This window comes from Pantoea sp. R102, assembly GCF_004916815.1.
Taxonomy (GTDB): Bacteria; Pseudomonadota; Gammaproteobacteria; order Enterobacterales; family Enterobacteriaceae; genus Pantoea; species Pantoea dispersa.
This window is the reverse complement of sequence record NZ_SDFT01000051.1, coordinates 22,510-44,136: the sequence shown is the minus strand read 5'-3', so window position 1 is coordinate 44,136 and position 21,627 is coordinate 22,510. Positions and strand designations below refer to the sequence as shown.

The window sequence follows — 21,627 nt, the reverse complement described above, 5'->3', positions numbered from 1 at the left end:
CCATCTCTTCCAGCCGCCGCACCTGCTGACTGACCGTCGACTGCGACAAGTGCACACGCTCGGCGGCGCGGGTAAAGCTGGCGGTCTCGCACACCGCCACAAAGCTTAATAGCTGCTGCGGCGTAAACATTGGCTGACGATTCATTTATCCACTGCCCATCATGGTGTTATTTCATTTCCAAATAGTACTGTCTGCTGCGATGCTGACAACCTTTTCACTGCAGGATGGGTTATGAACCGACATGCCAATACGTTAACGCTGGCTGCGCTGGTACTGGCCGGGCTGAACATGCGCCCACTGCTGACCTCGGTCAGTCCGCTGCTGGGCCAGCTGCGCCACAGCCTGCATCTGTCAGGGCTGGCCGCCTCGCTGCTGCCGGCGGTGCCGATGGTGATGATGGGCGCGGTGGCGCTGTTCAGCGCCACGCTGATGCAGCGCATGGCTTTAAAGCCCTTACTGCTGGCCGGGTTGACGCTATTGCTGCTGGCGCTGGCGGCGCGCGGCGTAATCGACAGCGGCAGCGGGCTGGTGCTCAGCGCGCTGTTTGCCGGCATCGGCGTCGGCGTGGTGCAGATGGCGATGCCGGGACTGATTCGACAGCGTTTTAGCCGGCGCAGCGCGGCGGTCACCGGGCTGTGGGCGGGCGCACTGATGGGCGGCGGCGGATTGGGCGCGGCGCTGTCGCCGTGGCTCAGCGCGCAGCTTGGCGTACCGCTGGCGCTCAGCGGCTGGGCGCTGCCGGTGCTGCTGGCTATCCTGCTGTGGCTACTGGTGCGCGTGCCTGCCGCGTCGGATGCCGCGCAGGTAACGATGCCGCCGCTGTGGCGTAAGCCGCGCGCCTGGTCGCTGGCGCTGAGCTTTGGCCTGGTCAACGGCGGCTATGCCACCTGCGTGGCCTGGCTGCCGGATGCGTATCACCGGCTGGGCTGGTCGGCGCAGGCCGGCGGCTCGCTGCTGGGCGTGATGATTCTGAGCCAGGTTGCTGGCGCGCTGCTGATGCCACTGCTGGCGCGCGGTGCCGATCGCCGTCCGCAGCTGATTTTCAGTCTGCTGTGCCAGCTGGCCGGGATGAGCGGGTTTCTTTTTGCGCCACTGCTGGCGCCGTGGCTGTGGGCCGCCATCGCCGGCTTCGGTCTCGGTGCCGCGTTCCCGCTGGCGATGGTGCTGGCGCTCGATCATCTGCCGCAGCCGCAGGCAGGCGCGCGGCTGGTGGCCTTCATGCAGGGCGCAGGATTCATCATCGCCGGCTGCATGCCATTTATTGCCGGTCAGCTGCAGGTGCTCACCCACAGCTTTGCCAGCGTCTGGCTGATGCAGGGCGTCGTGACGCTGGGGCTGATCGGGCTCAATCTGCGCTTTCACCCGCGCAGCTATGCACGCGCCTTTGGTTCTGCTGCACGCTAACTGGTCCTACCAATGTTATAAAAATGTAGCCACATGGTCACATAACACGAAAAATCACGCCTGCCGCGTTGCTTTGGGTTAACAATGCATTAACTATCTGGAGCCAGAAAGCCCGTCAGCCGCAATGTGGTCCTACCAATTGTGGTGCGGAACCGGGCAACAATCTGCGGCGCACGCCTGCTTTTGCCGATGCGCCGCATCCCTCTGGTGACCTCTGGAGAAACGGCATGCAGGTGTGGCAACAAAACTACGATCCGCTCAACAATTTGTGGCTATCCAGCCTGGTGGCGGTGATACCGATTGTTTTTTTCTTCTTCGCGCTGATTAAGCTCAAGCTGAAGGGCTATCAGGCCGGTACGATCACCGTGGTGCTGGCGCTGCTGGTGGCGCTGTTGCTGTACGGCATGCCGGTGCCGCAAGCGCTGGCGTCGGTGGCCTATGGTTTTTTATACGGCCTGTGGCCGATTGCCTGGATCATCGTGGCGGCGGTGTTTGTCTACAAGATCTCGGTGAAAACCGGCCAGTTCGATATCATTCGCGCCTCGATTCTCTCCATCACGCCAGACCAGCGTTTGCAGATGCTGATCGTCGGCTTTTCGTTTGGCGCGTTTTTAGAGGGCGCGGCAGGCTTTGGGGCACCGGTGGCGATCACCGCCGCACTGCTGGTCGGGCTGGGCTTTAATCCGCTCTATGCCGCCGGCCTGTGCCTGATCGTCAACACCGCGCCGGTGGCGTTTGGCGCGATGGGGATTCCGATCATCGTCGCCGGTCAGGTCACCGGGCTGGACAGCTTCCAGATTGGCCAGATGGCGGGACGCCAGCTGCCGTTTCTCACCCTCATCGTGCTGTTCTGGATCATGGCGATCATGGATGGCTGGCGCGGCATCAAAGAGACCTGGCCGGCGGTGATGGTGGCCGGCGGCTCGTTTGCCATCGCCCAGTACCTCAGCTCTAACTTCCTTGGCCCGGAGCTGCCGGACATCATTTCGTCGCTGGCTTCGCTGATCTGCCTGACGCTGTTTCTGCGCCGCTGGCAGCCGGTACGCATCTTCCGCTTTAAAGAGCCCGCGCCAGAGACTGCGCCCTCAGGGACACAACGCTATACGCTGGCGCAGATTGTGCGTGCCTGGATGCCGTTCCTGTTCCTTACCGCGACCGTTACGCTGTGGAGTATTCCGCCGTTTAAAGCGCTGTTCGCCAAAGGCGGCGCGCTGTATGACTGGGTGTTTAGCGTACCGGTGCCGCTGCTGCACGAGCTGGTGGCACGCATGCCGCCGGTGGTGAGCGCAGCAACGCCGTATGCGGCGCTGTTCAAATTTGACGTGGTCTCCGCCACCGGCACTGCGATTCTGCTGGCGGCGGTGATTTCGGTGATTTTCCTGCGCATGAAGCCGGCGGCGGCGCTGCGCACCTTTGGCGAAACCCTGAAGGAACTGGCGCTGCCGATCTACTCCATCGGCATGGTGCTGGCCTTTGCGTTCATCTCAAACTACTCCGGGCTATCGGCCACGCTGGCCCTGGCGCTGGCGCACACCGGCCAGGCCTTCACCTTCTTCTCGCCGTTCCTCGGCTGGCTGGGCGTCTTTCTGACCGGCTCCGATACCTCTTCCAACGCGCTGTTCGCCGCGCTGCAGGCGACCACCGCGCAGCAGATTGGTGTGTCGGATGTGCTGCTGGTGGCCGCCAATACCACCGGTGGTGTCACCGGTAAAATGATTTCGCCGCAGTCGATCGCCATCGCCTGCGCCGCCGTGGGGCTGGTGGGGCGCGAGTCCGATCTGTTCCGGTTTACCGTTAAACACAGCCTGATTTTTACCTGTATGGTCGGCGTGATCACCACGCTGCAGGCGTATGTCTTTACCTGGATGATTCCATGACTGAACCCACACCGCGGCTGGCGGATACGCTGCGCGCGCGTCTTAGCTCCTGGATTGAAGAGCATCAGCTGAAACCTGGCATGCGTTTACCCTCGGAGCGTGCGCTGGCCGCCCGCTTCGGCGCGTCGCGCTCGTCGGTGCGTGAGGCCATCCAGCAGCTGATCAGCAGTGGCGTGCTGATCAGTAAACGCGGCGGCGGCACCTGGCTGTGCGAGCCGCAGGGGCCGTGGTCAGAACAGCGCATCGTCGAGCCGATTCGTCAGCTGCTGGCCGCCGATCCTGACTACCGCTGGGATATTCTTGAGGCGCGCCACGCGATTGAGGCCAGCACCGCCTGGCACGCCGCGCAGCGCGCCACTGAGGCGGATAAAGAGCGGCTGCGCTATGCCTTTGACGCGCTGATACAAATGAACGACTGCGACGACCCCGAACTGGCCGCGCAGGCGGATCTGCGCTTTCACCTCGCCATTGCCGAAGCCTCGCATAATCTGGTGCTGCTGCAGACCATGCGCGGATTTTTCGATCTGCTGCAATCCTCCGTGCTGCACAGCCGCCAGCGTATGTACACCCAGCCGGTGATCTTCAACCAGCTCAACGCCCAGCATCAGGCGATGTTCGATGCGGTGATGGCGGGCGACGCCGACGCGGCGCGCCAGGCGGCGATGGATCACCTCGGCTTTGTTCACACCACCATGAAAACGCTGCATGAAGACGAAGCGCGCCAGGCCCGCATCACGCGGCTACCGGGCGCCACGCAGGCTACCCGTAAGGAAGACAACTGATGATTATTTCTGCTGCCAGTGACTATCGCGCCGCGGCGCAACGTATCCTGCCGCCATTCCTGTTTCACTATCTGGACGGCGGGGCCTACGCAGAACATACCCTGAAGCGCAATGTGGCCGATCTCTCTGATGTGGCGCTGCGCCAGCGCGTGCTGAAAAACATGGCTGAGCTGAGTCTGGAAACGCGGCTGTTCAATGAAACGCTGTCGATGCCGGTGGCGCTGGCGCCGGTCGGCCTGTGCGGCATGTACGCGCGACGCGGTGAAGTGCAGGCGGCGCGTGCGGCAGCGAATCGCGGCATTCCGTTTACCCTGTCGACCGTGTCGCTGTGCCCGATAGAAGAGGTGGCACCGGCGATTAACCGCCCGATGTGGTTTCAGTTGTATGTGCTGCGCGATCGCGGCTTTATGCGCAACGCGCTGGAGCGGGCCAAAGCGGCAGGCTGCTCGACGCTGGTGTTTACCGTCGATATGCCGACGCCGGGCGCGCGCTACCGCGATGCGCACTCCGGCATGAGCGGCCCGCATGCCGCGCTGCGCCGTTACTGGCAGGCGGTCACCCATCCGCAGTGGGCGTGGGATGTCGGGCTGCACGGGCGTCCGCACGATCTCGGCAATATCTCCACATACCTCGGTAACCCTACCGGGCTGGAAGATTATATCGGCTGGCTGGCGAACAATTTCGACCCGTCGATCTCGTGGCAGGATCTGGAGTGGATTCGCGAATTCTGGGAAGGGCCGATGGTGATCAAAGGCATTCTCGACCCGGAAGATGCGCGCGATGCGGTGCGTTTTGGCGCCGATGGCATCGTGGTCTCCAACCACGGCGGACGTCAGCTGGATGGCGTGCTGTCGTCGGCGCGCGCGCTGCCGGCCATCGCCGACGCGGTAAAGGGCGACATCACCATTCTGGCCGACAGCGGCATTCGTAACGGGCTGGATGTGGTGCGCATGATTGCGCTGGGGGCTGACAGCGTGCTGCTGGGACGCGCGTTTATCTATGCGCTGGCGACGCACGGCCAGCGCGGCGTGGAGAATCTGTTGAGCCTGGTTGAGAAAGAGATGAGGGTGGCGATGACGCTGACCGGCGCGAAAACCATTGCGGACATCACCCAGGATTCGCTGGTGCAGGCGAATGCGCTGCTGAGCGAAGCCGGACTCAGCCCGGCGCGCCCGCACGCGGTGCGCTAAGCCAGGCAAAGCGCCGGCTCTTGTCTATACTGAATAGCTGTCTGACTAACAGGAGGAATGACATGACCATTCATAAGAAAGGATCGGCCCATTGGGAAGGCGACATCAAAGGCAAAGGCACGGTTAGCACTGAAAGCGGCGTGCTCAGCAACCAGCCATACGGTTTTAACACCCGTTTTGAAGGCGAGAAGGGCACCAATCCGGAAGAGCTGATTGGCGCGGCACACGCCGCCTGCTTCTCCATGGCGCTGTCGCTGATGCTGGGCCAGGCCGGTCATCCACCGAAAAGCATCGACACCACCGCCGATGTTTCACTGGACAAAAAGGGCGACGGCTTCGCCATCACCAAAATTGCCCTCAACAGCACCATTGCGCTGCCGGGCATCGATGATGCCAAATTTGATGAAATCATTCAGAAAGCCAAAGCCGGCTGCCCGGTGTCTCAGGTGCTGAATGCCGAAATCACCCTCGGCAATACGCTGAATAATTAATCGCCCTCACGGGTGACCAGCGGTAGACTATGCGATGCGCCTGCGGGCGCATCGTTGCTTTCTGCTGTCTGGAGGAAACGTGGCAAAAAAACTGGCTGCGACAAAACACTGGAAGATGATTGTGGTGTTGCTGTGCATCTGCGGCGCGCTGATGCTGATTCGCTGGGCGGCGATGATATGGGGCTAAAGGATTGGGTATGCCGCCACAAGCTCGGGGTGCTGGTGATGATTATTCTGGTGCTGGAACTGGTGCACTACCTGCTGACAGCCTCGTGGCTGCCGTGGCAGTTCTGACGCCTCAGGCATATTCGCCGTCATGCTCATGCTGGCGCAGATTGCGCACGCTGCTGCGCGCAATGCGGTAGGCCTTGCGCGGATCGCCCGCGACAAATTCAAAGGTGGGCGAATAGTAAAACGGCAGCCAGCCGCCGAAGCCGCTCTCCCACTCCCAGCGCACCGGACAGGGCCAGAGAATGCCGTCATACAAAATGTAATAAACCCAGCGTCCATTGGGACGACGGGGGCGAGTTTTTTTCATGGGATTCACAACTGTAATAGTGTAAAGCAGCTTATATTTTGAACGCTGCGGGCCCAGGTTGCAATGCCGTCTGGCTGTTTTTTATGCAATTGATGACGCACTGGCACCGAATTAACGGTGCACTTCCCCACAAAGCAGCACCACGTTCGGCCGGACTTTATGGATGCGATCGGCCATCTGTTCGCAGGCCACTTTCGTGGGGTAAATCCGCTCCGACACCGGCAGGGCATCACAGGCATCGTGGCCGCAGGCGCTCACTAACAAGACAAAACCAATCAACATAACCGACTCCTTCTGCACCATTCCCGTGGTACGGAATGCGTGGCTGCGTGTTCCTTTTTTTGATCCAGTATAGCTAAACGCCTCAGGCGTCAATGAACAGCCTGAGCGGCTTTTTTGTCCGAACAGAACGATGATAACCAGCGCCGCGCCCATTAGCAGCACAATCTGGGCTAAACTGTGCGGCACTGACAACAATAAGGAGTGATATCTGATGTCTCATGAAATTGCCCATCCGGCCAGCAGCCCAAAACAGGCCGCCCTGCAACTGGTCATCGAACTGGTGCGTGCCGGTAAACTGAGCCCGCTGCACGGCGATGCTTCCAATATGATTTCCATCTACGAGCAGTTCAAGGCACACTTCGAAGCCGACAAGCAAAAAGATTCCGCCATCTCCTGACGTTCTGCCCTTGGTGGCGCGCTGTGTCTGGCCGCGCCACTGTTCCCCGACTTTCACATAATCTCTTCCGTTTATTATTGCATCCCGATTAAATTTGCAGCGCGCTTTTTGATATTTCTCACAGATCCGTAACGCAAATCTGAAACCGGTTGCAGAAAATCTTTAGCGCGGGTATTCGTTAATTAAACCCCACACTGAGGATTGAATGATGCCAAAGATTCTACTCTGCTGCGCCGCCGGGATGTCCACCAGCATGGTGGTGCAGAAAATGGAGAAGGCCGCCAAAGAGAAGGGCGTCGAGGTTGAGATAAAAGCCGTTGGCATTGAAGAGTTTAACGATCAGATCGCGAACTTTGACTGTTGCCTGCTCGGGCCGCAGATTAAATACAAACTGGCGGACTTCCAGCCGCTGGCGCAGCAGCTAAATAAGCCTATCACTGTGATTAATAGCATGGATTACGGCATGATGAATGGCGCGAAAATATTAGATGATTCGCTAAAGCTGATTCACGCCTGACGATTATTCCGAAAATAAAATAATTGTTTACGCCTGTGCGCCAATGCACAGGCTTATTCTGTTGTTGCCTGATGCAAGGAGCTCGCCGATGAGCAGCATAAGCGAATCGTTATTTGGTGTGATTGAAAACCGCATCAGCCCGCTGGCCGGACGCCTCTCCAGCCAGCGCCATGTGATTGCCATCCGCGATGGATTTATCGCCTCGATGCCGTTTCTGATTGTGGGCTCGTTTATGCTGCTGTTTGCCCATCCGCCGTTCTCAGCTGACAGTTCATGGGCGTTTGCCCAGTGGTGGCTCGGTATGGTGCGCGCGCATGAAGCGCAAATCATGATGCCGTATAACATGACCATGGGCATCATGGCGCTGTATATCGCCAGCGCCATCGCCTATAACCTGGCGAACAGCTACAAGATGAACGGCTTTATGGCGGCCAGCCTGGCGCTGATGGCGTTTCTGGTGGTGGCCGCGCCGCAGAGCAACGGCACGCTGCCGGTTGGCTCACTCGGCGGCGAGGGCATTTTCACCGCGATTCTGGTGGCGCTGTTCGCCACTGAGCTGATGCACTTCCTGCAAAAGCACAACATCGGCTTTAAGCTGCCGGAGCAGGTGCCGCCCAAAATTCGTCAGTCGTTCGATCTGCTGATCCCGATCATCGCCATCTTCATCACGCTGTTTCCGCTCAGCCTGTGGGTGCAGGCGCAGTTTGGCCTGCTGCTGCCGCAGGCGATCATGGCGCTGTTCGCACCGATTATCTCCGCCTCGGATTCGTTACCGGCGGTGCTGGTGGCGGTGCTGCTGTGCCACATGCTGTGGTTCGCCGGCATTCACGGTGCGGTGATTGTCGGCGGCATTCTGCAGGCGTTCTGGCTGACTAACCTCGGTCTCAACCAGCAGGCGCTTAACGCAGGTGAGCCAATCACGCACGTGTTTATCGAGCCGTTCTGGCAGTTTTTCATCGTTATTGGCGGCTCCGGTTCCACCATGGGGCTGGTGCTGCTCTACCTGCGCAGCCGCTCGGCGCATCTGCGCTCGATTGGCAAGCTGAGCATTGTGCCCAGCATGTTCAACATCAACGAGCCGGTCATCTTCGGTTCGCCGGTGGTGATGAACCCGATTCTGTTCATTCCGTTTATCTGCGCGCCGTTAGTCAACGCCACGCTCGCCTGGACAGCCACCAAAACCCACCTGATTAACCACGTGGTGTCGCTGGCCCCCTGGACCACGCCGGCACCGATCGGGGCGGCCTGGTCGACCGGCTGGGACTGGCGCGTCATCGTGCTGATTGCCGTGCTGGTAACCATCGCCACGCTGATTTACTACCCGTTTTTCAAAATTTATGAGCGGCAACTGCTGCAGCAGGAGCTTGAGCAGGCCGCCGCAGCGCAACCGGTTAAGGAGGCATGATGGAAATTGATGAGAGCACGGTCATGGAACTGATTATTCAGGCGGGAGAAGCGCGCTCCTGCTCGATGGAGGCGCTGCGCGCTGCGCGGCGCAAAGAGTGGCCACGCGCCGATGCGTTGCTGAGCGAAGCCAGCGAGGCGGCCAGAGCCGCGCACCGTATCCAGACCGAATTGATTGGTGCCGACGAAGGCTGCGGCAAAATTCCGGTCAATCTGATCATGGTGCATGCGCAGGATCATCTGATGAACGCCATGCTGTGCCGTGAACTGGCGGAAGAGATCATCCAGCTGCGGCGCGAGCTGGCTGCAGACTAACAAGGAGGCAGTATGCAACATCCTAACCCCGGTGCGTTTCCGCACGGCTTTCTGTGGGGCGCTTCAACCTCGGCGTATCAGGTCGAGGGCGCCTGGAATGAAGACGGCAAAGGGCCGTCGGTGATCGATAAAGGCCATTTTCCTGAGGGGATGACGGATTTCACCGTCACCAGCGATCACTATCATCGCTTCCGGGAAGATATCGCGCTGCTGGCGGAGCTTGGCCTGAAAACCTATCGATTCTCCATCGCCTGGAGCCGCATCTATCCGCAGGGTGACGGCGAGCTGAATCCGGCGGGCATTGCGTTTTATCAGCAGCTGATTGATGAAATTTGCCGCCACGGCATTGAGCCGCTGGTCACGCTCTATCACTTCGACCTGCCGTGGGCGCTGCAGCAGGATGGCGGCTGGTCAAACCGGCGCACCGTGGCCGCCTTTGAGCGCTTCGCCATCACCTGCGTCGAGCACTATGGCGATCGGGTGAAATACTGGCTGACCATCAATGAACAGAACATGATGATCCTCAAAGGCGAGGTGATTGGCACGCTGCCGGCCGGCACGGTGGATGCGCAGAAGACGCTGTATCAGCAGAACCACCATATGATGCTGGCGCAGGCCAAAGCGATGATTGCCTGTCACCAGCGCTTGCCGCAGGCCAAAATTGGCCCGGCACCGAACATCTCCTGTATCTATGCCGCCAGCGCCAGACCGGAAGATGTGCTGGCCGCCGATAACTTTTCAGCGATCCGCAACTGGCTCTACCTCGACCTGGCGGTGCACGGCCATTACAACAACGTGGTGTGGGCGTTTCTGCAGCAGCGCGGCTGGCTGCCGCACATTGAGACAGAGGATATGGCGACCATCGCCGCCGGCCAGCCGGACTTTATCGCCTTCAACTATTATGCATCGGCCACCGTCAGTGCTGACATGCCTGAGGTCGCGCGCGGTGAGCTGAACAGCAGGCAGCAGGCCGACCAGCAGATGGCCGGCATCGACAAATCGGTGTACGTCGGCTGCAACAATCCGCATCTGCAGCAGAATCAGTTTGGCTGGTATATCGATCCGGTCGGTTTCCGCATTACAGCGCGGGAGATCTACGCGCGCTATCGCCTGCCGCTGATTGTCACAGAAAACGGTCTCGGTGCGTTCGACACGCTGGAGGCGGGCAACAAAGTGTATGACGACTATCGCATTGCCTATCTGCGCGAGCATATCACTCAGCTGCGGCTGGCAATTGCCGATGGCGTCGAGCTGTTTGGCTACTGTCCGTGGTCGGCCATCGATCTGGTCAGCACCCATCAGGGCATCAGCAAACGTTACGGCTTTATCTACGTTAACCGTGATGAACACGATCTGCGCGATCTGGCGCGCTATCGCAAGAAGAGCTTTTTCTGGTATCAGCAGTTGATCCGCAATAACGGCGCACAGCCTGATGCGGAGGTGGAATATTAACGCCCGGCGCGGCGGCATCCCGGCTGGGTCGCCGCCGCGCCAGCAGCGTGATTAGCGGTGTTGTCCCGCCATCAGCACATATTTTACCTGCACATACTCTTCAATACCGTAATGGCCGCCCTCGCGGCCGTAGCCGGAGTGCTTGATACCGCCAAACGGCACTGACGCCGTACCAACCGAGCCGGAATTGAGGATCACCATGCCGGCTTCCAGTTTTTTCGACAGGCGGAAAGCGCGGCCAACGTCCCGCGTCCACGCATAGGCCACCAGACCGTATTCGGTGTCGTTGGCGCAGCGAATCACCTGCTCTTCATCACTGAAACGGTACAGGGCAAATACCGGTCCGAAAATCTCGGTGTTGTGCACGGCAAACGAGGCGTCCAGATCGCACAGGATGGTGGGTTCATAGAACAGCCCGCCCTTCGCGTGTGGCTTGCCGCCGAGGCGCAGCGTCGCCCCCTGTGCTACCGCATCATCCACCAGCGCGGTGACTTTATCGAGCGCCATGCGGTTAATCAGCGGGCCAACCACAAATTCCTGCTGCATACCCTGATCGACGCGGATCTCACTGACTGTTTTCACCAGTTGCTGCACAAAGGCATCGTAAATCGCGTCATGCACAAAGATGCGGTTAGGCGAAATACACACCTGGCCGGAGTTACGCAGTTTGGCGCTGACCAGCCCGGCCACGCTCTCTTCCAGCGGGCTGTCGGCGAACACGATAAACGGCGCGTTGCCGCCCAGCTCCATGGTCATCTTTTTCAGCGTGGCCCCGCACTGCTGCGCCAGCAGTTTGCCGACGCGGGTAGATCCCGTGAAGGAGATTTTGTGGATGCGCGTATCGCTGGTAAAAGCTTCGCCGATGGCTTGCGGATCGCCGGTCACCATCTCAAACACGCCAGCGGGAATACCGGCCTGACGTGCATACTCCAGCAGTTTATACGCAGTAAGCGGCGTTTCTTCTGCCGGTTTGATGATCATGGTGCAGCCTGCGGCCAGCGCGGTAGCAATTTTGCGGGTGATCATCATAAACGGGAAGTTCCACGGCGTGATGGCCGCGGTCGGGCCGACCGGCTCTTTTACCACCAGCACGGAGGCGTTAGCATCGTGCGACGGCAGGGTATCACCGTTGACGCGTTTGGCCTCTTCCGCATACCACTCAATAAAGCCGAGACCGTACTCGATTTCGCCCAGCGCTTCGCTCAGGCATTTGCCGTTCTCCCTGACCATCAGTTCAGCAAACAGGTGCTTATCGGCGCGTACCAGATCGTACCAGCCACGCAGCAGTTCGCTGCGCTGTTTCGCGCTTTTTGCCGCCCATGCCGGAAAGGCGGCACAGGTGCGATCGATAGCGGCCGCGACCTCGTCGTGGCGCATGAACGGTGCTTCGCCGACGAGGCTGCCGTCGGCAGGATTGGTGACTTTAATCATTCCAGTGTGCTCCAGTGTCAGAATCAATGTGACAACCTGGCAGTCAGCGTTATCGGGCTGGCTGCCGCTGTGCAGAAATGATGCGCGTCTGGCCTTTTCGCTACAATCGATTAAAATTGCTCCATCATTGAGAAAAACTGAACGGTTAACTGATGCGTGATTTGCCACCCCTGAATGCCTTGCTGGCGTTTGAATATGTCGCCCGTAGCGGCAGTGTGCGGGCAGCGGCTGATGGCCTGTCGGTGACGCCAGGCGCGGTGAGTCGTCAGATTCGTCTGCTGGAAGAGTACTTTGGCACGGCGCTGTTTCAGCGTCAGGGGCGCGGGCTGGTACTGACGCTGCCCGGCAATGCCTATTTTCTGCAAATCAGCCAGCACCTCGACGGTATTCGCCAGGCGAGCGCCACGCTGCAGCGCAATGCCGGCCGCACGGTCATCCGGCTGCACTCCTTCACCACCTTCGCCACCCGCTGGCTGATTCCGCGGCTGGCACAGTTTCAGCTGGCGCATCCGGCGATTGACGTGCGCCTGACGACCGCGTCGGAATGGGACGATACGGTGGATTGCGACGCGGCGATTCGGCTTGGTGACGGTACGTGGCCGCAGCAGCACGCCACGCCGCTGGTGAAAAACGTGCTGGTGCCGGTGTGCCGTCCGACGGCTGACCGGCGCGCCAGCATGCATCTGGCCGGGCTGGCGCAGCATACCCTGCTGCTGGTGCGCGGACGTCCTGATGACTGGCAGCGCTGGTGCGAAGCATTTGGCGTGGAAATGGACGCGCTGCCGCACCGGCGGCAGATGGAAAGTTCGGCGCTGGCCTATCAGGCCGCCATTGAAGGGCAGGGGATTGCGCTGGCGCAGCGCGTGCTGGTGGAAGCGGAGCTGAAGGCGGGCACGCTGATCGCCATGGAGGATTACCAGCTGGACTGTGGCCGGCACACCTATTACCTGGTGCGCCCGCAGGAGAGCGTTAAGGCTGCTACGCTACAGCAGCTGGAGCAGTGGCTGGTCACGCAGGATGACGGCGATCAGAGGTTATGAGCGGCGAAACGGTCCATCGGCCACGGAAGCGCGCTCAATCAGCCGTCCGCTGAACGGCGGCAGGGGCGCAATCGCTTCGCCCTCGAGCATCGCCACCAGCTGCGCCAGCGTGTGCTGAATCATCTCCGCCACCGGCACGTGAACCGTCGTGAGCGGCGGCAGGAAAAATTCGGCCATGCGAATATCATCAAAGCCCATCAGCGATACATCCTGCGGCAGCCGTTTGCCCGCCGCACTCAGCGCCAGCGCGGCACCAATCGCCATATCGTCATTGCTGGCCATCAGCGCACTGAACGGTACGCCGGCACTCAGCAGCTGGCGTGCCGCCGCCTGACCGCTCTCCGGCGTCCACGCGCCCGGCAGTACGCGCGCCGCTTCATACGGCAGCTGATGGTCGGCCAGCGCCTGCTGATAGCCAGCCAGACGCGCGGCGGCGGTGGGCGATCCCGCCAGTCCGGTGATAAACGCGATATCATGGTGACCGCGCGTAATCAGGTAGTTCACCGCATCACGGGTATTTTGCTGGTGCGAAGCCCAGACGCAGTTCGCCGTGTGCTGCGTCAGACGGCGGTTAACCACCATGATCGGAATATCGTGCTGGTCGATGATCGCTTCCAGCGCGGCGGTGTCGAGAAAACGCGGGTAGATAATGATGGCGTCGCAGCGCAGATCGAGCAGAAACTCAATTGCCGCGCGCTCATCGTCAGCGCTGGTTTTACCATCGGCGAGGATCAGCTGGCGGCCATAGTTATTGGTCAGCGTGGCCGTCTGGTACAGCAGCTCGCTGAAATAGGGGCCGTTAAACAGCGAATGGGTGACGATCAGGCCGATATTCTGCGATTTTTGCGTCGCCAGACTGCGCGCCAGCAGATTCGGGCGGTAGCCGGTTTCTTCAATCGCCTGAAACACTTTCTGCTGCGTGGATTTGCTCACATAGCGGTTGCCCGCCAGCACGCGCGACACGGTGGCTTTAGAAACGCCCGCTTTGCGGGCCACATCCAGCATAGTAATCATCAGCGCTTCGACCATCATTCCTGCAGGCTAAAAAGCGATAGTACCTGAAAATGCAGGGAAATTAATGGCATCGTTAGCAAACAGTGAGGGGGATCAGGCGTAGAACCAGGCGGGCAGGATGGCGATCAGGTTATTCAGGGTATGCAGAAAAATCGGCAGCGCCAGGCTGTTGCTGCGCAGACGCGCGTAGCACAGCAGCAGCGAGAACAGCGTTAGCGCAACGATGGTTTCCCAGTGCACGTACTGCGTGTGCAACGCGGCGAACAGCAGCGATGTGAGCAACATGCAGGCAAAACGGCTTTTGGGCGCCCACAGCAAAAACGCCTGCAGCAGAAAGCCGCGGAACAGCACCTCTTCAAACACCGGCGCCAGCAGCACGGCGGTGAGCAGCAGAATCAGCATTGAGCTGCGTCCCTGTTGGCTCTGTTCAATCAGCCAGCCTTCCGGCTGCAGGAACTGCGTCTGCGCCACCATCAGCACAAACAGCGCGCCGATAAACAGCAGTGCCTGGCCGGGGCGCAGAAAGCCCAGAGGAATGTCGCTGCGGCGCTGGCAGTAGAAACGGTACAGGGGATAGATCACGGCAAATTCAAACAGGCACAGCACTGGCACCAGCAAGCCGTTATTGCGCAGCGTCCCGTAATTGGGAAACAGCGTAATCAGCATGGTCACGAGGTAATAAACCACAAAGCTACCCACGTAAAACAGGGTCAACGTAACTTTGTCGGATTGGGTGTCCATAGGCGACTCAGCGGGCAGAGGAAGACGCATAGTAGCAACGGCGATCGGTGCTGTCGAGGTGCGTTTGCGGAGATTTTCGCCGGTTCAGATACGCCACAATCGCGGCGCTAACTGACCGCCTCATCGCAGGCGATGCGCGGCATGACGGCTTGCGCTTTCATCTGGCGAGCAGTCGGAGAGGGAACCGAATCACTTATCTGGCGCGGAGGATGCCGCTGGCACCGTTTGGTGCACAACGGCAGAGAGAAAATTAACGAGGCTTAACGCACCCGGACGGCCACGAAGGTCATCACGATGGCGAAGCCGATAAAAATAGCCAGTTCCATCATTATCTCCTCAGAAAAGTCTTAGATAATTGTAGCGTCTGCCCGGGTGATTTTTAGACACAGCGTGCGATTAATCCGAAAATGTGAGCAGAAAATCGCGCCTTTTGTCACGCAATGCGACCAGTCTGCTGGAAAAATTTTCGCATCGGCGGCACGCTTTGTTACTCTCAGGAACCCGCTTGTTCATTATCCAGGAGGAGAAAATTGTGAACCATTATGGAAAAGCGCTGCTGCTCACGGCGATGCTCGCCTTAACGGCCTGTCAGTCAGCCAGTAAAACTGACAGCAGTCACGCCGTCAGCCACGATCCGGAAACCGACCAGTGCGGTGCCTCGCAGTATCAGAACTACCTCGGTCAGCCGCTGAGCGCGCTTGATACCCAGCGCTTTGCCGTACCGGTGCGCGCGATTCCGTGGAACGGTGCCGCCACCATGGACTTCAATCTGCGCCGCCTGAATTTCCTCGGCGATCAGAACGGGAAAATTTCCCGGGTTTACTGCGGGTAACACCAAACGGACACGGCATTGTCATCGGGCTGTCACGACAGCGGGCGAGGATAACTGCGCATTACGGAGATTTCCTCGTCACTCTCGAATATGCAATGCTCGTCTTGTTTCTTCCCGCTACGGCGGGAATTTTTTTCGCTATAACCTGCCTGCTGCTCCATATTGCCCCCGCCATAGCGCGCGATGAATCGCGGTTTTGCGGCGCCTGGCGTACAGGCAGCAATAACAGACTGACCTTACAGGAGTGACGATGAAATACCTGACCCGAACGCTGTGTTTGACGCTGCTGCTCAGCCCGCTGGCGCAGGCCTCAAGCGAGGCGGCATGGCAGCAACACGATAAAAACCTGCAGCAGGCATGTGTGCAGGCCAGCGGTCTGAAAGCGGTGAAAGTGGTGGGCAAGCCGATCATGTACGACGACAGCGTTGGCTACGATGCGCTGTTGCTCGAAGGCCGCTATCCGCAAAAGCACATGAAAAATCAGCTGGGGCGGGAACTGTGCCTGTATCAGCGTCAGAGCGGTAAAGCAGTGGTCAGCGAAGCCGACCAGCTGCGGGTGGTGAAATAATCTCCTGGGCCGCTATTTTTGCGGCCCTGCTTCTAACAGCTGCGCCAGCAGGTTGCGGTAACTCTGCAGGCGCTGTTCATCGCCTTCCACTTCCAGCCGGGTAATCACGCGGGCAATCACCGCTTTATTGGTGGCGGGCTGGCCATCATCCATCAGCTCGCGCATGATGGCGGCCAGCAAATCGCTCTCGTGCGGCGCGTGCCAGGCGGGGCTGTTGAAATAGTCGGTAATCGCCCGACTGGCGCTGTCATGGTGCGTTCTCATAGCCGACCTCCGCAGAGACAACGAAGCCTGCCACCCACGACGGGCAGCAACTGAAAACCTGAATTAAGCATGCGGACTGTCCAGGACGGGCAGCGCCTCGCCAGTGATAACTGGTGATTTTTTAAACATAGATGCGGTGTGGAATATTGTCAGTAACGAATCGTCATATTTTTTCACGTTTGCCGTCTTTCGCGATGCGCTTATCGGGCCTTAGGCCAGGTAACCGCACATAAAGACACTACAAAAGTGAGGCATCGCCCTATTTGCTGTGAGCAGAATCACGCCCGGCAGCGAAAAACTGCGTTTTCATCCTCATGCCATGTTTTGCCGTCCGGTAATGTTACGAGGTTGTTAGACTGAACCCTCGTTTCATTTTTTCTGACATCTGCGCTCATGCTACGCTCCATCGAATCCTGGAAGATCAATCTGATATCCGTCTGGTTTGGCTGCTTTTTTACCGGCCTGGCCATTAGTCAGATCATTCCTTTCCTGCCGCTTTACGTGGAAGAGCTGGGTATCCGTGGCGGCAACGCGCTCAGTATCTGGTCAGGCCTGACCTTCAGTGTCACCTTTATTGTTTCTGCCGCCGTCGCGCCGCTGTGGGGCAGCCTTGCCGATCGCAAAGGACGCAAGCTGATGCTGCTGCGCGCTTCGTTTGGCATGGGGGCGGTGATTCTGCTGCAGGCGTTTGTCACTCAGGCGTGGCAGCTGTTGCTGCTGCGCGCGCTGATGGGACTGACGTCCGGTTATATTCCCAACGCCATGGCGCTGGTGGCCGCGCAGGTGCCGCGTGAGCGCAGCGGCTGGGCGCTGAGCTGCGTGTCGACCGGACAAATTGGCGGCGTGATCCTCGGGCCGATGATTGGCGGTCTGCTGGCCGACTGGCTGGGCCTGCGCATGGTGTTTATCGTTACCGCGATACTGCTGATGGTCAGCTTTCTGGTGACGCTGTTTCTGATTAAGGAGACCGGCTACACGCCGGTGAGCAAGCAGGACAAACTGAGCGGGCGTGAGGTGATGCGCAGCCTCGATAATCCACGCCTGATGTTCTGCCTGTTCGTCACCACCATGGTGATTCAGATGTGTAACGGCTCGGTGAATCCTATCCTGACGCTGTTCGTGCGTGAGCTGGCGCCGGATGCGCAGAATATCGCGTTTCTCAGTGGTGTGATTGCCGCGCTGCCCGGCGTGTCGGCACTCATCGCCGCACCGCGTCTCGGCAAACTCGGCGATCGCATCGGTACCCAGCGTATTTTACTGGCGACCATGATCGCCTCGCTGCTGCTGCTGATTGCCATGTCGTTTGTCACCAGCGCCACGCAGCTGGGCGTCCTGCGCTTTCTGCTCGGCTTTGCCGATGGCGCGATGATGCCGGCGGTGCAAACGCTGCTGGTGCGTCATTCACGCGATAACGTCACCGGCCGTATTTTTGGTTATAACCAGTCGTTCATGTACCTCGGTAACGTCGCCGGACCGCTGCTGGGCGCAGCGGTCTCAGCCGCCACCGGTTACCGCTGGGTATTCTTCGCTACCGCGGTCGTCGTCCTGCTCAACGTGCTGTTGCTGCGGCGCTTCTATCGCCGGCCAAAAACCGAGCTGAAACCCCTTAGCCCGGCGGCCGCCGCTAAACCGGCTGACGCAGCGTCAGCGCATAGTGCCAGCGCCGCTGAGAAAGCAAAAACTCCGGGCTGACGCTCGGGCTCCACGAATCGTCGCCGCCGACGCCCATATGGAAGCCGTCGAGATGCAGCCAGCAGCCGGGTTCGTCCTGCAGCAAATGGCGGTGTGAGGTGGCGCGCAGCTGCTCAAGGCTGTGGCGGCTGAGCGAGAAGGCAAAGTCGCCGCTGATCTGCCAGCTGCCGCTATCCAGCTGGCGCGTGCCGCAGCGCAAGCCATTCTCACCCGGAAAGACGTAGCCGGTGCTGAGCGCCGCCAGCGGCAGCTGCCAGCGTGAAAACTGCGCCGCCAGCTGGCGATCCGGATAGTTTTCATGAGGCCCCAGTCCCAGCCAGCTCACCTGGTGCGGGACCTGAGCCAGCTGGCAGCGCAGGCCGATGCGCGCGGGCGGCGGCAGACCGGCGGCCTGTTGTACATCGACGCTGATAGTCAGTTCGCCATCGCCACTGATGCCATAACGCTTATGGCTGGTAAACAGATGCTGACCCTCACCCAGTACGCGATGCCAGGTTTCAATCTGCACGCCGTGCTGCAGGCTGTCGACCTGCATCGCCAGCAGCTCTGTTTGCAGCCGATCATAGCCCGCGCGTTTCCAGCGCTCGACCCAGGCGTTAGGGTCGATATTGGCAGCTTCGCTGGTGCCGATATCATTATCGATCGGTGCGCGAATAAAGCACTCCTCCAGCGGTGTCAGCATGGTTTCACGATCGTTCACCCACCACTGCAGCAGCGCGCCGCTGCGGCGACAGAAGTGCCAGCGCTGCGTGGGCAGCACCACCGCCACCAGATTGTGATTGGTTTCCAGCTGGGGCGCGCAGGCGCTGAGCGGCGGCAACGTAACCGGCAGTGCGGCCGGCAGCGCCCACTGATCCCAGGCCACGCGATGATCCGCCTCAGACCAGGGCGTGGCGGCGATCTGATGCACCGCGAGGTTGAGCCACGCTTCACCCTGCAGCGCTTCAGGCGCGGGCACGGTAAAGGTGTGGCTGCCTTCGGCATCGAGATCCAGCACCCATTCACCGCGCGCGAGGGTTACACCGTCCTGCTCAATCCACCAGCGCAGCCGTTCGTTGTCGCTGCGGCGGAATAAATATTCGCTGGTGACGGTCACGCGATACGCATCGCCGGGATCGCGCGTAAACCGGAAAAACTGCTGGGCGCGCTGTGCTTCAAACAGCGCCGGATGCGGCGTGCGATCGGCAAACACCAGCCCGTTCATGCAGAACTGGCGATCGTTGGGCGTGTCACCGAAATCGCCGCCGTACGCCTGCCACGGCTGGCCGTGTTCGTCATAGCGCGTCAGGCTTTGATCGACCCAGTCCCAGACGAAGCCACCCTGCAGCCGCGGAAACTGGCGAAATGCCTGCCAGTATTTGGCAAAGCCACCAAAGCTGTTTCCCATCGCATGGGCGTATTCACACAGGATCAGCGGACGCGCTTCATCCGGCAGGCTGATCCATTTTTTCAGTGACCACTTCGGCACCGCCGGGAAGGGCTGGTCCTGATCGACGCGCGCATACATCGGGCACAGAATATCGGTGGCCGCCGTGTTGGCACCGCCGCCCTCATACTGTACCGGGCGCGTGCTATCGCTGCTTTTCACCCAGCGGTACAGCGCATCGTGCGTGCTGCCGTGGCCGGACTCATTGCCCAGCGACCAGATGATGATGCAGGCATGATTACGATCACGCTGCACCATGCGCGTTACGCGTTCGCTATAGGCGGCAAACCAGCGCGGGTCGTCGGAGAGGCGGTTCATCGGCTGCATGCCGTGCGTTTCGATATTGGCTTCGTCAACCACGTACAGGCCGTACTCATCGCACAGCCGATACCACAGCGGATGGTTAGGATAGTGAGCGCAGCGCACCGCGTTAAAGTTGTGGCGCTTCATCAGTTCAATGTCCTGACGCATGCTGGCTTCATCCACCACCTGACCGCGCTCGGGATGGTGCTCATGACGATTAACGCCGCGTATCAGCAGCGGCTTGCCGTTGAGGCACAGCTGGCCGTGCTCAATGCTGACGCGACGGAAACCCACATCATAAGCTTCGGCTTCGATCACCTCGCCGGCATCATCAAGCAGCGTGACGACCGCGCGGTAGAGATGAGGCATTTCGGCGCTCCACAACAGCGGTTGCCGCACCGGCAACACCAGCAGGGTACGTTCCGGATAGTGGCCACGTTCATCAATGATGGCGCTGCCCGGCGGCTGTTCGTGCTGCGCAATGCAATCGCCGTTGCGCCATAGCGTGACGCGCACCCGACACTGACTGAGCGGGCGCGCGCCGGCATGGATTTTGACACTCACCCGTAAATCGCCGCGCAGATATTCCGGGCTGAGCGCGGTTTCGATCTGCACATCGCTCAGGCGGGTGTCCGGTTTGTGCAGCAGCGTCACGTCGCGGAAAATGCCGCTCATGCGCCACATATCCTGATCTTCCAGATAGCTGCCGTCGCTCCAGCGCAGCACCATGACCGCCAGACGGTTGTTTCCCGGCTGCAGCGCGTGGCTGAGATCAAATTCGGCGGGTAAGCGGCTATCCTGCGAATAGCCCATCCACTGTCCGTTGCACCACAAATGAAAGGCCGAGCTGACACCATCGAAGATGATGCGCGTCTGTCCCTGGCTTAACCAGCCGTCATCAACTTTAAATGTGAGCGAGTAACATCCGGTGGGGTTCTCACGTGGCACCAAAGGGGGATTGACCGGAATGGGATACTGCACGTTGGTATAAATGGGCGCGTCGTAGCCGTGCAACTGCCAGTTGGCAGGCACCGGCAGCGTTGCGGCGTCCGGTAAGTCCTGTAGCAGCCAGCTGTGCGGCACCGCTTCCGGCGCGGTAAAATAGCTGAAGGCCCACTGACCATTCAGCCGCTGCTGCGCAGGTGAGGAATGGCCATCGCGCGCGCTGACTTCATCGCGCCAGCTGGCAAAGGGTGGATGCGCGTCCAGGCGATGCAGGTTGGTAATAACCGGGTTTTCCCAGTCACGGCGCGCCAGCACTTCACTCAGAGAAACAGCCGCTAAGGTCATAGTGAGATCTCATTAATTGTATTGCGCTCACATTGCGTGAAATGGCGTTAGCTGTAAAGACGCAGCGCGCAATTTTGTTACTGCGCGCACAGCGAGCAGCACTGACGTTTGCGGCACAGCGTTCGCTGTAACTTAAGCTGATGTATTGCGCGGTCTGTGAGGCTTTTTTAGCGGTTTCTTGCCACTAAAACGTTAAGCGTGGTGAGCAGGCATGAATAGCGCCGGGTTGCGGAGCATTCTGTATTGTCGTGTTAACTGCCGCTTCATACACTCAGCGCAATTTCAGCAACCTGAGGTCAATATGATCCGTATCGTTAAGCTCGCTGCCGTTGTGGCGCTGGTGTCCGCGTTAAGCGGTTGTCTTTTTCCCCCGCCG

The 21,627-nt window shown here is 59.7% G+C and carries 23 protein-coding genes; 15 read left to right on the top strand and 8 right to left on the bottom strand.

What is annotated here, in order from left to right; genetic code table 11:
* Positions 1–145: LysR family transcriptional regulator (locus ERD80_RS07320; RefSeq protein ID WP_136546375.1), on the bottom strand; the 145-nt coding region annotated here is incomplete at its 3' end.
* Between the two features lie 87 nt (positions 146–232).
* Here ERD80_RS07320 and ERD80_RS07315 point away from each other — a divergent pair.
* The 6 genes from ERD80_RS07315 (at position 233) to yniD (ending at position 5,932) form a co-directional block, all read left to right on the top strand.
* Complete coding sequence (locus tag ERD80_RS07315) at positions 233–1,405, top strand: cyanate transporter (RefSeq protein ID WP_136546373.1); 1,173 nt, start codon at positions 233–235, stop codon at positions 1,403–1,405.
* Positions 1,406–1,632: 227 nt separating this feature from the next.
* Positions 1,633–3,282, top strand: a complete 1,650-nt coding sequence (gene lldP / locus ERD80_RS07310; protein ID WP_136546371.1) for an L-lactate permease — start codon at positions 1,633–1,635, stop codon at positions 3,280–3,282.
* The gene (gene lldR / locus ERD80_RS07305; RefSeq protein WP_136546369.1) at positions 3,279–4,064 is read left to right on the top strand and encodes a transcriptional regulator LldR; all 786 of its coding nucleotides are present in this window, start codon (positions 3,279–3,281) and stop codon (positions 4,062–4,064) included. Before lldP ends, lldR begins: the two co-directional genes overlap by 4 nt.
* Entirely contained in the window at positions 4,064–5,254 is a 1,191-nt protein-coding gene (gene lldD / locus ERD80_RS07300) for an FMN-dependent L-lactate dehydrogenase LldD (RefSeq protein WP_058769356.1), read from the top strand. Before lldR ends, lldD begins: the two co-directional genes overlap by 1 nt.
* A gap of 62 nt (positions 5,255–5,316) precedes the next feature.
* Positions 5,317–5,745 (top strand): OsmC family protein, encoded by a 429-nt coding sequence (locus ERD80_RS07295; RefSeq protein ID WP_136546367.1) that lies wholly within the window; start codon positions 5,317–5,319, stop codon positions 5,743–5,745.
* Between the two features lie 79 nt (positions 5,746–5,824).
* Positions 5,825–5,932 carry a small membrane protein YniD gene (yniD, locus tag ERD80_RS22820; RefSeq protein ID WP_021507251.1) on the top strand — a complete coding sequence of 36 codons (108 nt, stop codon included), beginning with the start codon at positions 5,825–5,827 and terminating at the stop codon, positions 5,930–5,932.
* Positions 5,933–6,043: 111 nt separating this feature from the next.
* On the opposite strand, the gene ERD80_RS07290 is transcribed toward yniD, so the two are convergent.
* Positions 6,044–6,283, bottom strand: a complete 240-nt coding sequence (locus ERD80_RS07290; protein WP_021507249.1) for a hypothetical protein — start codon at positions 6,281–6,283, stop codon at positions 6,044–6,046.
* Positions 6,284–6,394: 111 nt separating this feature from the next.
* Complete coding sequence (locus ERD80_RS07285; RefSeq protein WP_136546365.1) at positions 6,395–6,718, bottom strand: hypothetical protein; 324 nt, start codon at positions 6,716–6,718, stop codon at positions 6,395–6,397.
* A 58-nt stretch (positions 6,719–6,776) separates the two neighbouring features.
* On the opposite strand from ERD80_RS07285, the gene ERD80_RS07280 reads away from it, so the two are divergent.
* From ERD80_RS07280 to ERD80_RS07260, 5 genes are all read left to right on the top strand, one after another.
* Positions 6,777–6,962 carry a hypothetical protein gene (locus ERD80_RS07280; RefSeq protein WP_021507248.1) on the top strand — a complete coding sequence of 62 codons (186 nt, stop codon included), beginning with the start codon at positions 6,777–6,779 and terminating at the stop codon, positions 6,960–6,962.
* Between the two features lie 208 nt (positions 6,963–7,170).
* Positions 7,171–7,479 carry a PTS sugar transporter subunit IIB gene (locus ERD80_RS07275; RefSeq protein ID WP_031279665.1) on the top strand — a complete coding sequence of 103 codons (309 nt, stop codon included), beginning with the start codon at positions 7,171–7,173 and terminating at the stop codon, positions 7,477–7,479.
* 88 nt (positions 7,480–7,567) lie between these two features.
* A complete protein-coding gene (locus ERD80_RS07270) occupies positions 7,568–8,884 on the top strand; it encodes a PTS sugar transporter subunit IIC (RefSeq protein WP_021507246.1) in 1,317 nt (438 codons plus the stop codon).
* Positions 8,884–9,198: a PTS lactose/cellobiose transporter subunit IIA gene (locus tag ERD80_RS07265; RefSeq protein WP_010618140.1), complete on the top strand. Its 315-nt coding sequence runs from the start codon at positions 8,884–8,886 to the stop codon at positions 9,196–9,198. Before ERD80_RS07270 ends, ERD80_RS07265 begins: the two co-directional genes overlap by 1 nt.
* Before the next feature lie 12 nt (positions 9,199–9,210).
* The gene (locus tag ERD80_RS07260; RefSeq protein WP_136546363.1) at positions 9,211–10,650 is read left to right on the top strand and encodes a glycoside hydrolase family 1 protein; all 1,440 of its coding nucleotides are present in this window, start codon (positions 9,211–9,213) and stop codon (positions 10,648–10,650) included.
* A gap of 51 nt (positions 10,651–10,701) precedes the next feature.
* Here ERD80_RS07260 and ERD80_RS07255 read toward each other — a convergent pair whose 3' ends face one another.
* On the bottom strand, positions 10,702–12,081 hold the full coding sequence (locus ERD80_RS07255) for an NAD-dependent succinate-semialdehyde dehydrogenase (protein WP_136546361.1): 1,380 nt from the start codon (positions 12,079–12,081) through the stop codon (positions 10,702–10,704).
* Positions 12,082–12,233: 152 nt separating this feature from the next.
* Between ERD80_RS07255 and ERD80_RS07250 the strand changes: the two genes are divergently transcribed.
* Positions 12,234–13,121, top strand: a complete 888-nt coding sequence (locus tag ERD80_RS07250; protein ID WP_058781190.1) for a LysR substrate-binding domain-containing protein — start codon at positions 12,234–12,236, stop codon at positions 13,119–13,121.
* Here ERD80_RS07250 and ERD80_RS07245 read toward each other — a convergent pair.
* A complete protein-coding gene (locus ERD80_RS07245) occupies positions 13,116–14,135 on the bottom strand; it encodes a LacI family DNA-binding transcriptional regulator (RefSeq protein WP_136546377.1) in 1,020 nt (339 codons plus the stop codon). The genes ERD80_RS07250 and ERD80_RS07245 overlap by 6 nt on opposite strands.
* A gap of 93 nt (positions 14,136–14,228) precedes the next feature.
* Positions 14,229–14,876 (bottom strand): type II CAAX endopeptidase family protein, encoded by a 648-nt coding sequence (locus tag ERD80_RS07240; RefSeq protein ID WP_021507241.1) that lies wholly within the window; start codon positions 14,874–14,876, stop codon positions 14,229–14,231.
* Positions 14,877–15,408: 532 nt separating this feature from the next.
* Here ERD80_RS07240 and ERD80_RS07235 point away from each other — a divergent pair.
* Complete coding sequence (locus tag ERD80_RS07235) at positions 15,409–15,708, top strand: I78 family peptidase inhibitor (RefSeq protein ID WP_058758053.1); 300 nt, start codon at positions 15,409–15,411, stop codon at positions 15,706–15,708.
* 250 nt (positions 15,709–15,958) lie between these two features.
* Positions 15,959–16,276, top strand: coding sequence for a hypothetical protein (locus tag ERD80_RS07230; protein ID WP_021507239.1), 318 nt, complete (start codon positions 15,959–15,961; stop codon positions 16,274–16,276).
* Positions 16,277–16,288: 12 nt separating this feature from the next.
* On the opposite strand, the gene ERD80_RS07225 is transcribed toward ERD80_RS07230, so the two are convergent.
* Positions 16,289–16,540, bottom strand: coding sequence for a biofilm development regulator YmgB/AriR family protein (locus tag ERD80_RS07225; protein WP_021313231.1), 252 nt, complete (start codon positions 16,538–16,540; stop codon positions 16,289–16,291).
* A 393-nt stretch (positions 16,541–16,933) separates the two neighbouring features.
* Here ERD80_RS07225 and ERD80_RS07220 point away from each other — a divergent pair, with 393 nt between their 5' ends.
* On the top strand, positions 16,934–18,232 hold the full coding sequence (locus ERD80_RS07220; protein ID WP_136546359.1) for a multidrug efflux MFS transporter: 1,299 nt from the start codon (positions 16,934–16,936) through the stop codon (positions 18,230–18,232).
* On the opposite strand, the gene ERD80_RS07215 is transcribed toward ERD80_RS07220, so the two are convergent.
* A complete protein-coding gene (locus ERD80_RS07215) occupies positions 18,165–21,251 on the bottom strand; it encodes a beta-galactosidase (RefSeq protein WP_136546357.1) in 3,087 nt (1,028 codons plus the stop codon). The two genes, ERD80_RS07220 and ERD80_RS07215, sit on opposite strands and share 68 nt — an antisense overlap.
* Positions 21,252–21,627: the final 376 nt, after the last annotated feature.